Origin of the sequence: Actinomadura rudentiformis, from assembly GCF_008923185.1 — a bacterium.
GTDB classification, from domain to species: domain Bacteria; phylum Actinomycetota; class Actinomycetes; order Streptosporangiales; family Streptosporangiaceae; genus Spirillospora; species Spirillospora rudentiformis.
Genome location: NZ_WBMT01000026.1, coordinates 126,188 through 138,542, shown reverse-complemented (window position 1 = coordinate 138,542; position 12,355 = coordinate 126,188). Strand labels below are relative to the sequence as shown.

12 protein-coding genes are annotated in these 12,355 nt (G+C 71.0%); 6 read left to right on the top strand and 6 right to left on the bottom strand.

Annotated features, from left to right (window positions below):
- Positions 1-90 precede the first annotated feature (90 nt).
- Together F8566_RS42295 and F8566_RS42290 are read right to left on the bottom strand one after the other, a co-directional pair.
- On the bottom strand, positions 91-681 hold the full coding sequence (locus F8566_RS42295) for an LOG family protein (RefSeq protein ID WP_151568724.1): 591 nt from the start codon (positions 679-681) through the stop codon (positions 91-93).
- A complete protein-coding gene (locus F8566_RS42290; RefSeq protein ID WP_151568722.1) occupies positions 681-1,487 on the bottom strand; it encodes an LOG family protein in 807 nt (268 codons plus the stop codon). The genes F8566_RS42295 and F8566_RS42290 overlap by 1 nt, the downstream gene beginning before the upstream one ends.
- Positions 1,488-1,651: 164 nt before the next feature.
- Between F8566_RS42290 and F8566_RS42285 the strand changes: the two genes are divergently transcribed.
- Entirely contained in the window at positions 1,652-2,278 is a 627-nt protein-coding gene (locus tag F8566_RS42285) for a hypothetical protein (protein ID WP_151568720.1), read from the top strand.
- Between the two features lie 3 nt (positions 2,279-2,281).
- Complete coding sequence (locus tag F8566_RS42280) at positions 2,282-4,438, top strand: bifunctional polysaccharide deacetylase/glycosyltransferase family 2 protein (RefSeq protein ID WP_225994019.1); 2,157 nt, start codon at positions 2,282-2,284, stop codon at positions 4,436-4,438.
- A gap of 113 nt (positions 4,439-4,551) precedes the next feature.
- Here F8566_RS42280 and F8566_RS42275 read toward each other — a convergent pair whose 3' ends face one another.
- Positions 4,552-6,018, bottom strand: coding sequence for an MFS transporter (locus F8566_RS42275; protein ID WP_151568718.1), 1,467 nt, complete (start codon positions 6,016-6,018; stop codon positions 4,552-4,554).
- A 100-nt stretch (positions 6,019-6,118) separates the two neighbouring features.
- Here F8566_RS42275 and F8566_RS42270 point away from each other — a divergent pair, with 100 nt between their 5' ends.
- The gene (locus F8566_RS42270; protein WP_151568716.1) at positions 6,119-6,748 is read left to right on the top strand and encodes a TetR/AcrR family transcriptional regulator; all 630 of its coding nucleotides are present in this window, start codon (positions 6,119-6,121) and stop codon (positions 6,746-6,748) included.
- A 4-nt stretch (positions 6,749-6,752) separates the two neighbouring features.
- On the opposite strand, the gene dapE is transcribed toward F8566_RS42270, so the two are convergent.
- Positions 6,753-7,811 carry a succinyl-diaminopimelate desuccinylase gene (gene dapE / locus F8566_RS42265; RefSeq protein WP_151568714.1) on the bottom strand — a complete coding sequence of 353 codons (1,059 nt, stop codon included), beginning with the start codon at positions 7,809-7,811 and terminating at the stop codon, positions 6,753-6,755.
- Between the two features lie 115 nt (positions 7,812-7,926).
- Positions 7,927-8,763, bottom strand: coding sequence for a 2,3,4,5-tetrahydropyridine-2,6-dicarboxylate N-succinyltransferase (locus F8566_RS42260; protein WP_151568712.1), 837 nt, complete (start codon positions 8,761-8,763; stop codon positions 7,927-7,929).
- 44 nt (positions 8,764-8,807) lie between these two features.
- On the opposite strand from F8566_RS42260, the gene F8566_RS42255 reads away from it, so the two are divergent.
- The gene (locus F8566_RS42255; RefSeq protein WP_225994018.1) at positions 8,808-9,686 is read left to right on the top strand and encodes a hypothetical protein; all 879 of its coding nucleotides are present in this window, start codon (positions 8,808-8,810) and stop codon (positions 9,684-9,686) included.
- A 45-nt stretch (positions 9,687-9,731) separates the two neighbouring features.
- Here the strand turns inward: F8566_RS42255 and F8566_RS42250 are convergent, their stop codons facing one another.
- Positions 9,732-10,559, bottom strand: a complete 828-nt coding sequence (locus F8566_RS42250) for an SCO6745 family protein (protein ID WP_151568710.1) — start codon at positions 10,557-10,559, stop codon at positions 9,732-9,734.
- A gap of 171 nt (positions 10,560-10,730) precedes the next feature.
- Between F8566_RS42250 and F8566_RS42245 the strand changes: the two genes are divergently transcribed.
- Together F8566_RS42245 and F8566_RS42240 are read left to right on the top strand one after the other, a co-directional pair.
- A complete protein-coding gene (locus F8566_RS42245) occupies positions 10,731-11,498 on the top strand; it encodes a MerR family transcriptional regulator (protein WP_151568708.1) in 768 nt (255 codons plus the stop codon).
- Positions 11,498-12,343, top strand: coding sequence for a hypothetical protein (locus tag F8566_RS42240; protein ID WP_192810142.1), 846 nt, complete (start codon positions 11,498-11,500; stop codon positions 12,341-12,343). The genes F8566_RS42245 and F8566_RS42240 overlap by 1 nt, the downstream gene beginning before the upstream one ends.
- The last annotated feature ends 12 nt before the right edge of the window (positions 12,344-12,355 follow it).

Sequence of the window (12,355 nt, the reverse complement as noted above, 5' to 3'; positions counted from 1 at the left end):
ACGTTGAGGGGATCACGCCGGAGCCTGGCCGCGTCCCCTGAACGCGAAGTGAACCGCCGGGGGTCGGATGAGAAACCCCCAGCGCACAGCTCAGATCTCGGCCTCCGCGTAGTCCTCGGCGGTGGGCTCGATGCGCGGTTGGGAGCGTTCCAGCAAGTCGAACGCCTCGTCCACCGAGCCCGTCCAGCCGATGGCGTCGAAGATCTTGGCGCGGGCGAAGCCCTGGTCCATGAGGCCCGTCATGAGCTCGCGCAGCGGGTCGTACACGCCGTACGGGTCGAGGATCACGACCGGCTTCTCGTGCATGGCGAGCACCCGCGCGGTCCAGACCTCGAACAGCTCCTCCAGCGTGCCGATCCCACCGGGGAGGATGAGGAAAGCGTCGCTGCGCCGGTCCATCTCACCCTTGCGGGAACGCATGTCCGGCGTGACGATCAGCTCGTCGTTGTCCTCGTCGGAGATCTCGACGCTGACCAGTCCCTCGGGGATGACGCCGATCGTGCGGGCGCCGCCCGCGCGGGCGGCCCTGGCCACCGCGCCCATGCACGAGACCTGGGCGCCGCCGCTGACCAGGGTGTGGCCACGGCCCGCCAGTTCCGTGCCGACCTGGGTGGCCAGGTCGAGGTACTTCGCGTCGATCCGGCTGCTGGACGCGCAGAACACGCAGACAGCGAATCCCATCAGGTGCCGTTCCCGCCTTCGGCCGCCGTCTGCTGGACGGCCTGTTCCTCCTCGCGCCGCCGCGCCTGCTGCTCGTGCGCCTCGACGATCACCCGGACGACCTCCTCGGGGTCGTCGGTCAGGTGGAAGAGGTCGATGTCGGCGGGCGAGATCTTGCCCGAGGACAGCAGCGAGGTCTTGATCCACTCGACCAGGCCGCCCCAGAACTCCGTGCCGACCAGCACGATCGGGAAGCGGGTGACCTTCTTGGTCTGGACGAGCGTGATCGCCTCGAAGAGCTCGTCGAGGGTGCCGAAGCCCCCCGGCAGCACCACGAAGGCCTGCGAGTACTTCACGAACATCGTCTTGCGGACGAAGAAGTAGCGGAACTCCAGCGAGATGTCGCAGTAGGGGTTGATGCCCTGCTCGAACGGCAGCTCGATGCCCAGCCCGACCGACAGGCCGCCGTTCTCGTCAGCGCCCTTGTTGCCGGCCTCCATGATCCCCGGACCGCCGCCGGTGATCACCGCGTAGCCCTCGTCCACCAGCCGCGCGCCGACCTGTTCGGCGAGCTTGTACTCCTCGGAGTCGGGCTTGGTCCGGGCGCTGCCGAAGATGCTGACCGCCTTGGGCAGCTCGGCCAGCAGACCGAAGCCCTCCACGAACTCCGCCTGGATCCGCAACACCCGCCAGGGGTCGGCGTGGACCCAGTCAGAGGGCCCTCGGTCGTCGAGCAGCCGCTGGTCGGTGGTGGTCTGCGGTACGGCCCTTCCCCGCAACGTCGCGGGCCCCTGCCGTCGGCTCCGGGGACTCAACTCGGAAGTCATGACCTCACCGTAGCCAAGGCCCCGGGCGATCTCCCACGATTAACCTGATCGACCCCGCGACGGCCACGGCCGTTCCCGGCCGCCTTCCGCACGCTTCCCGGCGATTCTCCCGTGCGCCCGAAATCGGGTGTGACGCCCGGGGTGGTTGCGGCGCTGATGTTTGCGTGAGCATCGAAACCCACGCCGGCAACGACGACGCGACCCGCCGGCTGGACGAATCCGCACCAGAGCCTGTGACCACGGTCACCATCGCTCCGGCTCCCACTGAGCCCACGGGACCCGTCTTCGTCGACGGCAGCGGCCGCCGGGCCCGGACCGTCCGCGGCGTCGGCGCCCTCGCCGGCATCGCCTTGATCGCATACTTCGTCGTGGTGGGCGTGAACCTGTCCACGGGCGCCGAGGTGCCGTTCACCCCCTGGCCGGCCGGGAAGTCGGCGACCGATGGGGACCAGCGCGGGCCGGACGGCAAGCCGCGAACCCGCGACCAGTCACCCCGGCCGGTCGGTCCGGGAACGGGGTCGGCGAACGGCGGCACCCAGAACCAGGTCCCGGGCAACGGCGTTCCCTCGAACGGTGGCCTGCCGTCGAACGGGGTGCCCGCACCCGGCAACCCGTCCGCGGCGCCCCAGCCACCCGCCACCGCCAATCCCCAGGTGCCGCCGACCACCGCGCCCGCCCCCACGCCGCCGTCCACCGCCACGCCGGTACCCAGCCCCACGCCGACCCGGCCCGGCAATTCACAGGCCTCACCCCCGGCTCACGGCAAGAAGAAGAAAGAACAGAGCGGCTAACTCGTGGAGAACCGCGAACCCAAGGGTCATTGGATCCTGTTGTTGCTCACCGGGGTGGCCCTGGCCATCGCCCTGCTGGTGAATGGTTTCGCCAGCGGCCAGATGGGCGAGGGCACCGGTGGCCCCGGCAGGACCGCCGGTGAGCCTCCGACTGCGGCCACCCGCGCAGGCGCGGTGCTCAACCTGACCAACGGTGAGCTGCGCAGCGCCCGCCCGCTCCCCCGCAGGATCGCCCTGACGTTCGACGACGGCCCCGATCCGGAGTGGACACCGCAACTGCTGGACGTGCTGCGCAAGCACAACGCCCACGCCACCTTCTTCGCCATCGGCGCCAACATCGCCAAGAACCCCGGCCTGGCCCGCCGCATGATCCGTGAAGGCCACGAGATCGGCAACCACACGTACACGCACATCGACATGGGCTCGGCTCCCGCCTGGCGCACCAAGCTGGAGCTGGACCTCACCCAGCGGGCCCTGGCCGGGGCCACCGGCAGGAGCACCAACCTCATCCGGCAGCCGTACTCCTCCACCCCGTCCGGACTCACCGGCGCGCAGTGGCAGGCCGCCCAGTCCTCGGCCAAGCAGGGTTATCTGACGGTGTTCACCGACCGGGACACCGAGGACTGGGCCCGTCCCGGCATTGACAAGATCGTCGAACGCGCCGTCGGGGCGGGCGCCGGAGCCGGCGCGATCGTCATGCTGCACGACTCGGGCGGCGACCGCACCGAGACCGTCAAGGGCGTCGAGGCGATCCTGACGCGGCTGGCAGGCAAGGGGTATGAGTTCACCACCGTCTCCGAGGCGATCGGGCTGCCGCCGGGGAACACTCCCGCCTCCACTGACGAGAAGGTGATCGGCAAGGCTCTGGTCTGGGGGCAGCTCGGCTCGTCCTGGATCATCGGCGCCCTGGCGTTGCTGTTCGCCGTGGCGGCCGTGCTCACCGCGCTGCGGCTGGCCATCCTGCTGATCTTCGCCCGGGTGCACGTCGGACGGGTCCGGCGGCTACGCAAGCGCCGTGCGCAGCGCCATCAGCCCGTGTTCAGCCCGCCCGTGTCGGTGATCGTGCCCGCCTACAACGAGGAGGCGGGCATCGAGGCGACGATCCGTTCCCTCCTCGACACCGACTACCAGGCGCCGATCGAGGTGATCGTGGTCGACGACGGCTCCACCGACCGCACCGCCGAGATCGCCCACTCGCTCACGCCCCACCCACCTCCCCATAACCCCCTTCACGGCGTCCGCCTCATCCGCAAGCCCAACGGCGGCAAGCCGAGCGCGCTCAACACCGGTATCGCGGCCGCCCGCGCCGACATCGTGGTGCTGGTGGACGGCGACACCGTCTTCCAGCGTGACACGCTCGCCAACCTCGTCGCCCCGATGGTCAATCCGCAGGTGGGCGCGGTGAGCGGCAACACCAAGGTCGCCAACCGGCGCGGGATCATCGGGCGCTGGCAGCACATCGAGTACGTGATCGGGTTCAACCTCGACCGCCGGATGTTCGACGTCCTGCAATGCATGCCGACCATCCCGGGCGCGATCGGCGCGTTCCGGCGGCGGGCACTGGCCTCGGTCGGCGGCGTGTCCGACGACACCCTCGCCGAGGACACCGACCTCACGATGGCGATCTGCCGCGAGGGCTGGCGGGTCGTGTACGAGGAGTCCGCCCTGGCGTGGACGGAGGCGCCCTCCTCGATCCGCCAGCTCTGGCGCCAGCGCTACCGCTGGTGTTATGGGACGTTGCAGGCGATGTGGAAACACCGCGGCTCGCTGTTCCAGGGCGGCCGATCGGGACACTTCGGCCGCCGCTGCCTGCCCTACCTGACCGTCTTCCAGGTGGCGCTGCCGCTCTTCGCCCCCGCCGTCGACATCTTCACCCTCTACGGCCTCTACTTCCTCGACCCGGGCAAACTCGCGCTCTCATGGCTGTTCTTCACGCTGCTCCAGGCGCTGGCCGGGGCGTACGCGCTGCGCCTGGACGGTGAGCCCCTCCGTACGTTGTGGGTGCTCCCGCTCCAGCAGATCGTCTACCGGCAGCTGATGTACCTGGTGACCATCCAGTCGATGGTCACAGCCGTCGCGGGTGCCCGGCTCCGCTGGCAGACCATCCGCCGGACGGGGACGTTCTCCACCCCTCCGGAAACGGCCCCGCAGGTCCGCTGACCGGCTGGCGCCCCGGCCGCATAGGGCGGGAGGCAGCCGGTTCGCCGCCGGTCGGCGGACCAGCCCTCAGGGCGTGAGGCGGACCACCCGTCAGGCGTGAGGCGGACCAGCCCTCAGGGCGTGAGGACGGGCTCGGGCTCCGACGCGGTGGGCTTCGCCGTCCGGCGCGGCAGGAGCACGAGAGCGAGCAGGGCTCCCAGCACGGCGATTCCCGCGCTGGCCAGCATCCCGGCCTGGAAGCCCTCGTTGAGGGCCACCGAGGGAACGCGTTCACCGGAGGCGAAGGCGTCCTCGGTGACGGCGGTGGACACCGCCACCGCGACGGCCAGCCCCAGCGCGCCGCCGACCTGCTGGGTCGTGTTGATCAGTCCCGAGGCCAGGCCGGACTCGGCGGCCGACGCGCCCGCCGTCGCCGCGATCGTCGTGGCGACGAACACGATGCCGCCGCCGACGCCCATCACGACCGCCGGGCCGAACACGTCGACCAGGTAGCGGCCGTCCGGAGCGGGCATCCGGGCGAACCACAGGAGTCCCGCAGCCGCGACCAGGAGGCCCGCCACCAGCGGCACGCGGTAGCCGAGCCGGGTGACCAGCTGTGAGCCGGCCCCGGCGCCCGCGCCCATCGCGATCGCGACCGGCAGCTGCCCGAGACCGGCCTTGATCGGCCCGTATCCCATCACCTGCTGCAGGTAGAGCGTCATCACGAAGAACATCGGGAAGATCGACATGGTCATCGCCACCGCGACGAGGTTGGCACCGCGCAGTTCCCGGACCCGGAAGATCCGCAGCGGTACGAGTGGATGCTTCATCCGCGCCTCGATCACGAAGAACGCGACGATGAGCGCGAGCGCCACCCCGCCCAGCCCGTACGTCTGGGCCGAGGACCATCCGGTGTCGTTCGCGTCGACCAGCGTGTAGACCAGCAACGCGAGGCCGCCGGTGGCCGAGACGGCGCCGAGGAGATCGAAGCCGCGCACGCCGCGGTCGCGGCCCTCCGGCAGCAGCAGCGGGGCGAGACCGATGGCGACGGCACCGATCGGCACGTTCACGTACAGCACGGACTCCCAGCCGAACGCGTCGGTGAGCAGCCCGCCGAGGATCACCCCGGCCGCGCCACCGGCTCCCGCGACGGCGCCGAAGAGCCCGAGCGCCCGGTTGCGTTCGGGCCCGGGCTCGAACAGCGTCATGATCAGCGACAGCGCCGCCGGGGCGACCAGGGCGGCACCGAGTCCCTGGACGGCACGGGCCACGACCAGCGCCATCGAGGTCGGCGCCAGGCCGCCGGCGAGCGAGGCGGCCGTGAAGAGGGTCAGGCCGACGACGAACATCCGCCGGCGCCCGGCGAGGTCGGCGATCCGGCCGCCGAACAGCAGGAACCCGCCGAACGTGAGCGTGTAGGCGTTGGCGACCCAGGACAGGTCGGCCTGGTCGAAGTGCAGGTCCTTGCCGATGGCCGGGAGCGCGACGTTCACGATCGAGGCGTCGAGGACGAGCACGAACTGGACGGTGACGAGCAGGGCGAGCGCGAGCCCGCGATGCCTGCGGTGTGCGTGATGGACGGGGTGGACGTCCGGTGGCATGGAGGCTCCTAACTGGAAGTCGAATTCCGATTCCGCTTAACGCGGCGGGAACGATACGGAATCTGGATTCCTGTTGTCAACTCGTGGTTGACTGGAGCTGATGACCGATTCGCAAAGCTCAGCCGTCAAGGTGACGGCCGACGCCCCCACCTCGCCGGGCCGTCCGGAGGGCCGTGCAGAGGGCCGTCCGCTGCGCGCCGACGCCCGCCGCAACCGGCAGCGCGTCCTGGACGCAGCGCGGGTGGCCTTCCTGGAGCACGGCACCGAGGCTCAGATGGAGGACATCGCCAGGCGCGCCGGGGTCGGCGTCGGCACCGTTTACCGCCACTTCCCCACCAAGCAGGTGCTGGTGGACGAGCTCACCGACGAGTGGATGGCCGAGGGAGCCGTCAACGCGGCGGAGGCGCTCACTCTCCCGGACGCGTGGGAGGGGCTGGCCATGTTCGTCCGCCGGAGCGCCGAGATCATGGTGCGCAACCGCGGGCTGCGCGAGGTGTTCGGCGACGTCGGCAGGCTGCTCGACAACGGCACGGGCATCGAGAATCACGAGCTCCGCACCAACGTGACCGAACTGCTCGACCGCGCCCACAAGGCCGGTGCGCTCCGCGCCGACATCGGCTACTCGCAGTTCCAGGCCCTGATGTGCGGCCTGGCCATGGCGACGACCCGGGCCGTGCCCGGCGAGCACCACATCTACGCGGACGTCATCCTCGCCGGTTTGAAGGCTTGAAAGATCAGGTGGTCAGCCAGGCGCGCATGCGGCGCTCGCAGTCGGCGATCAAGGGGATCTCGACGAATTCGTCCTTCGTGTGGGCCAGCGTCGGCTCGCCGGGCCCGTAGTTGACCGCGGGCACGCCCAGCGCGGAGAAGCGCGCCACGTCCGTCCATCCCAGCTTGGCGCGGACCTCCGCCCCGGTCGCCATCACGAACGCCGCGGCCGCCGGGTGCGTCAGTCCCGGCCGCGCCGCCGCGGCCCCGTCGGTGACCTTGACCTCGAAGCCCTCGAACAGTTCCCGCAGGTACGCCTCGGCCTCGTCCAGCGTCTTGTCGGGCGCGAACCGGTAGTTGACGGTCACCACGCACTCGTCGGGGATCACGTTCCCCGCGACCCCGCCCCGGATGAAGACGGCGTTGAGCCCCTCGTGGTACTCCAGCCCGTCCACGACCGGCCGCGTCGGCTCGTACGAACGCAGGACGTCCAGGATCTCGGCGGCCTTGTGGACGGCGTTCGACCCCATCCACGCCCGCGCGCTGTGCGCCCGTGCCCCCCGCGCGGTGACCTCGACGCGGATGGTGCCCTGGCAGCCTCCCTCGATCAGCGCCGCGGTCGGCTCCATCAGCACCGCGAAGTCCCCGGCGAGCAGCTCGGGACGGGTCTCGGCGAGCCGCCTGAGCCCGTTCCGCTCCGCTTCGATCTCCTCGCAGTCGTAGCAGAGGTACGTGACGTCGCGGGTCGGCTCGGTGACGGTGGCGGCCAGCTTCAACGCCACCGCGACTCCGCTCTTCATGTCGGTCGTCCCGCACCCGTAGAGCCGGCCGCCCTCCACCCGCGAGGGCAGGTTGCCGTTCAGCGGCACGGTGTCGAGGTGCCCGGCGAGCACGACCCGCTCGGCCCGGCCCAGGGCGGTGCGGGCGATCACGTTCTCGCCCACGCGTTCCACGGTCAGATGCGGCAACGCCCGCAGCGCCTCCTCCACCGCGTCGGCGAGCTCCTTCTCGTTCCCGCTCACCGACTCGATGTCGACGATCGCCGCCGTCAGGTCCGCCACGTCCAAGGAGAGGTCAAGCCGCATGACCGCCAACCCTACCGGCGGGACGAGAAGGGCGCCCGGAGCCGGCCGGCCCGGGGCGCCCGCCCTGCTCGCGCCGTGTTCGCGCGCACTGTTCGCGCGCCCTGTTCGCGTGAGGTCAGGTGTTGATGCCGTGGTCGCGGAGGATGTCGTTGAGCTCGGCCTTGTTGTGCCGCTGGCCCTCTTCCAGGCGCTTGAGGATCAGCACGGCGGGCATGCCGAACGTGCCGCCCTTGAACTCCTTGAGCCGGGTGCCGCCGACCGCCACGCACCAGTCGGGGATGCGGCCGCGGCTGATCTCCTCGCCGGTCTCGACGTCGATCACCGGCATCGAGGCCGACAGGTTGGTGCCGGAGCCGACCACTGCGCCCTTGCCGACCCGGGCACCCTCGACGATCATCGACCGGCTGCCGATCATGGCCTCGTCCTCGACGATGACCGGGACGGCGTTCGGGGGCTCCAGCACGCCGCCGATGCCGACGCCGCCCGACAGGTGCACGTTCTTGCCGACCTGCGCGCAGGAGCCGACCGTCGCCCATGTGTCGACCATCGTGCCGCTGTCGACGTACGCGCCGATGTTGGTGAACGAGGGCATCAGCACCACGCCGGGCGCCAGGTAGGAGCCCCAGCGGGCGATCGCGCCCGGGACGACGCGCACGCCCTCCAGGCGGCTCTTGAGCGGGATGCGGTCGTGGTACGCGAAGTCGCCCACCTGCGAACGCGCCATCCCGAGCACCTTGAAGCTCATCAGGATCGCGCGCTTGGCGCGCTCGTCGACGACGACCTGGTCGGACGCCGGGTCGATGAGGGCGACGCGGGCCTCGCCGGCGTCGATCTGGTCGACGGCCGCGACGATCGCCGTGCGCGCCTCGGTGTCGTCCGGGGTGAGCTCGGCGCGCCGCTCCCACAGCTCGTCGATGACGGCGGAGATCGGGCTGGTGAACGATTCGGTCATGGCCCATGAGCTTACTGGGGGCCAACTCCCGGTACCGTCGTCGCGTGGCTGTATGGGATCACCGACGGGCGCGGGTGACCGGGATCACGCTCGCCATCCTGCTCGTGCTCGGGGTCGCCGGGTACGCGCTCTTCGCGCGTGTCCGGCCCTACCTGCACGGGTCCAACTGCGAGGTGCGGACGGCGGCGGGCAAGATGCCGCTCGACCTGGAGCAGGGGGCGAACGCGGCGACGATCGCCGCGGTGGCCTACCGCAAGAAACTGCCCGAGCGGGCGGCGGTGATCGCGTACGCGACCGTGATCCAGGAGTCGCACATCCGCAACCTGCCCGGCGGCGACCGCGACTCGGTCGGCATGTTCCAGCAACGCCCGTCGCAGGGCTGGGGTCCCCCGGAAAAGCTGCGCGACCCGGTGACGTCCACGAGCAAGTTCTTCGACGCGCTGGTCAAGGTGAAGGACTACCTCGACCGTGACCTCCACGACGCCGCGCAGCGCGTGCAGCGCAGCGCCGACGGCACCGCCTACGCCCAGCACGAGCCGCAGGGCAAGCTGCTGGCGCAGGCGTTCACCGGCCGTACGCCGGCGTCGGTGCGGTGCTGGTTCGCTCCGGACAAGAAGACCAAGCCGCGGCGGGCAGAGGCGATCCGGGAGCTGCGCCGAGCCTTCGGCAGCCGCCTCCAGGTCGAGAACCCGGCGGCCAGCGTGAGCGCCACCGAGACGGCCGAGCCCCCGGCCGACTCCGACGCGGTCCGGGTGAGCAGCGGGCGGACGGGCTGGGCGGTCGCCTCGTGGGCGGTGACCCACGCGCAGGCCTACGGGCTCACCGAGGTCAGGCACGGCGGCAAGGGCTGGACGGCCGACGACGGGCACGACGGCTGGACCGACGACGGCGGCGCGCCCAACGACCGCGTGATCATCAAATAGCGCGGGCGATGGCCCGGCGGCTCCAGTCCCCGGCTTCCGGCGTGCTCACTTGCCGACGTTGAGGAGGCCTGCGGCGACGACGCCACGGCCGAACGGGCGGGCCAGCTCGGCCAGCCGCTTGCAGCCGTCCTCGCCGAGGGCCGTGTAGGCGGGCATGGCCAGGGTGTCGGTGCGGTCCTCGATGTGCTGGCGGAGGGCCTTGCCCTCGGCGCTCAGCGTCTCGCCGTCGAGGAGGCCGCGCTCGCGCAGCCGTTCCTCGGTGGCGTCCCACTCCTCCTCCGGCCAGGCCCGGCTGATCTTGAGGAACGCGGTGGTGACGTCGCCGCTGGCGGCATGCAGGATGAGGGCCTCCAGCCCGCTCACTCCCTCGCTGAGCAGCGCCGCGATGTGACCGTCGCCGCGGAACTCGCGAAGCAGGGTCTGGGCGTGCCACAACTGGTCGATCGGCTCGTCCGGCCACGGCAGGGTGACATGGGCGGCGAACAGCGGGCGGCCGTGCAGGTGCTGGGCGGCGGCCTCCGCGGCGCGCCGGGCGAGGCCGAGGGTCTCCTCCAGCCCGGGCAGCTCGTGGATCCCGGCACGGCGCAGCGCCTCACCCGCGGCCCGGCGCCGGGCGTCGAGGATCTGCTCGGGCGTCACCACGTCCCACGCGGCGGGCAGCGACTTCCGCACGAGGTCGGGGTTGAAGTTGTAGAAGGTGGCGATGACCAGCTCGGCCGAGGCGCGCCCGAAGACCGCGCCGCGCGAGGCGAAGTAGCCCGCCATGCCCTTGAGCCCGAGCTCGGCGTAGCGCCGGCCGCCCTCCGGCACGAAATAGATCATGCTGTGCACCGGCTCCAGCCGTCGCCATGCCTGCCGAGCTGCTGCGCGCATTCCGTGCCCCTCTGAGATACCGACCGGTCGGTACTAGAATCTAATTCTAGTCAGTCGGCCGCGTCAATCCCGCCCCGATCCCGGCCGTCTTGACCTTGGCCGTCTTGACCTTGGCCGCCTTGACCTTTGCCGCCTTGACCTTCACGCAACGTCAACGTTTCTAATGAAGGCATGAAGATCGGCGAACTCGCCGCCCTGGTCGGGGTGTCCACCCGGACCGTCCGGCACTACCACCACCTGGGGCTCCTGCCCGAGCCCGAGCGGCTGCCCAACGGCTACCGCGAATACCGACTGCGGGACGCCGTCCTCCTCGCCCGCGTCCGGCGGCTGGCGGAGCTAGGGCTGGCGCTCGACGAGATCCGCGACGTACTCGCCGACGACCAGGGCAAGGAGCTGCGCGAAGTCCTGCTGGAGCTCGACGCCGATCTGGCCGGGCAGCAGGAGGCCATCCGGCTGCGGCGGGAACGGCTCGCCGCGCTCCTCGCCGAGGCCGACCTGCATCCCGACTCGGCGGTGTCGCCCGCGATGGCGTCGGTGCTGCGCGGCCTTCCCTCCGGCGGCTCGAAGTTCGCCGACTTCGACCGGGAGATGCTCGCGCTCGTCGACACGACCGCCGACCCAGGCGAACGGGAGGCGTTCGCCGAGCTGCTGCGGCCGCTCACCACGCCCGAGGCGCTGGCGCGCGGCGAGGCCATCTACGCGCGCATCGACGAGCTGGCGGAGGCCGCCCCCGACGACCCGCGCGTCGCCGAGCTCGCCGCCGACATCGCCGACCACCTCCCCGAGGAGATGAAGGCGATGATGCTCGCGAGCGTGGACGGCCATCCGGACACCTTCAACGAGAACGGCCGGTGGCTCAGCGAGATGTCCCTCACCCTGTCCCCCGCACAGGCCGAGGTCTTCCACGTACTGATGACGATGTTGAAGGAGAGAAGTTGATGCTGAGGGTCGCCCGTGCCGCCCTGTACGCCATCGTTCCCGCCGAAGTGGTGTTCGTGGTCCTGCTCGTGTCCGGCGTTCCCCTCCCGCATTCCGTGGCTCTCGCGACCGAGGCGATCATCACCGCGGTGCTCCTTCTGGAGGGCGCGGTCGCCTTCTGGCTGTACCGGTCGGCGCGCCGGAGGGGCGCGGGCCGCCGCGCCGCCCTCGGCTCGGTCCTGGACGAACTGGTGCCCGCGAAGGTGCGGCGGCTGATCGGATTTGACACGAAGGGACTGGTCAGCCTCGTCCTATGGCTCGGACGGCGCCGCCACGGGGTACCGCCCGGCGCCACCGCCGCCTCGTACTCCGGCGCCCAGACGGCCACGATGATGATGTTCCTGTTCGCGATGGTGGTCGAGCTGATCGGCGTCGAGATCCTGCTCCGGGCGTTCGGCGCGCCGGCGGTGGTGCGCAACGTCTTCCTGGCGATCGACGCCTACTCGATCCTGGCCGTGCTCGCCGTCGTCGCCGCCTGCGTCACCAGGCCCCACGTCATCACGGCCGACGAGGTGCGGATCCGCTACGGCGCGTTCTTCGACCTGCGGATCCCCCGACGGCAGATCGCCTCGGTACGGCGCGTCCGCAACTACGACGAGGAGCGACTGATCACCGTCGAGGACGACCGGCTCGGGATCTCGGTGTCCTCCCAGACCAACATCGTTCTGGAACTGACCGAGCCGATCACCGCCATCCGCCCGTTCGGCCGGACCGCCGAGGTACGGACGATCCGGATCTTCGCCGACTCGCCCGCCACCGTGCTGGACGCGCTCACCCCGCGCCCCAAGCCCGCCGTCGGAGTCTGACGCCGGAGTCCG

Excerpts from the sequence above, each read along its gene's own strand:
- F8566_RS42245 (WP_151568708.1), top strand. The coding sequence starts at position 10,731 with ATGAAGATCGGCGAACTCGCCGCCCTGGTCGGGGTGTCCACCCGGACC.
- F8566_RS42250 (WP_151568710.1), bottom strand. The coding sequence starts at position 10,559 with ATGCGCGCAGCAGCTCGGCAGGCATGGCGACGGCTGGAGCCGGTGCAC.
- F8566_RS42260 (WP_151568712.1), bottom strand. The coding sequence starts at position 8,763 with ATGACCGAATCGTTCACCAGCCCGATCTCCGCCGTCATCGACGAGCTG.
- F8566_RS42290 (WP_151568722.1), bottom strand. The coding sequence starts at position 1,487 with ATGACTTCCGAGTTGAGTCCCCGGAGCCGACGGCAGGGGCCCGCGACG.
- F8566_RS42240 (WP_192810142.1), top strand. The coding sequence starts at position 11,498 with ATGCTGAGGGTCGCCCGTGCCGCCCTGTACGCCATCGTTCCCGCCGAA.
- dapE (WP_151568714.1), bottom strand. The coding sequence starts at position 7,811 with ATGCGGCTTGACCTCTCCTTGGACGTGGCGGACCTGACGGCGGCGATC.
- F8566_RS42295 (WP_151568724.1), bottom strand. The coding sequence starts at position 681 with ATGGGATTCGCTGTCTGCGTGTTCTGCGCGTCCAGCAGCCGGATCGAC.
- F8566_RS42270 (WP_151568716.1), top strand. The coding sequence starts at position 6,119 with ATGACCGATTCGCAAAGCTCAGCCGTCAAGGTGACGGCCGACGCCCCC.
- F8566_RS42275 (WP_151568718.1), bottom strand. The coding sequence starts at position 6,018 with ATGCCACCGGACGTCCACCCCGTCCATCACGCACACCGCAGGCATCGC.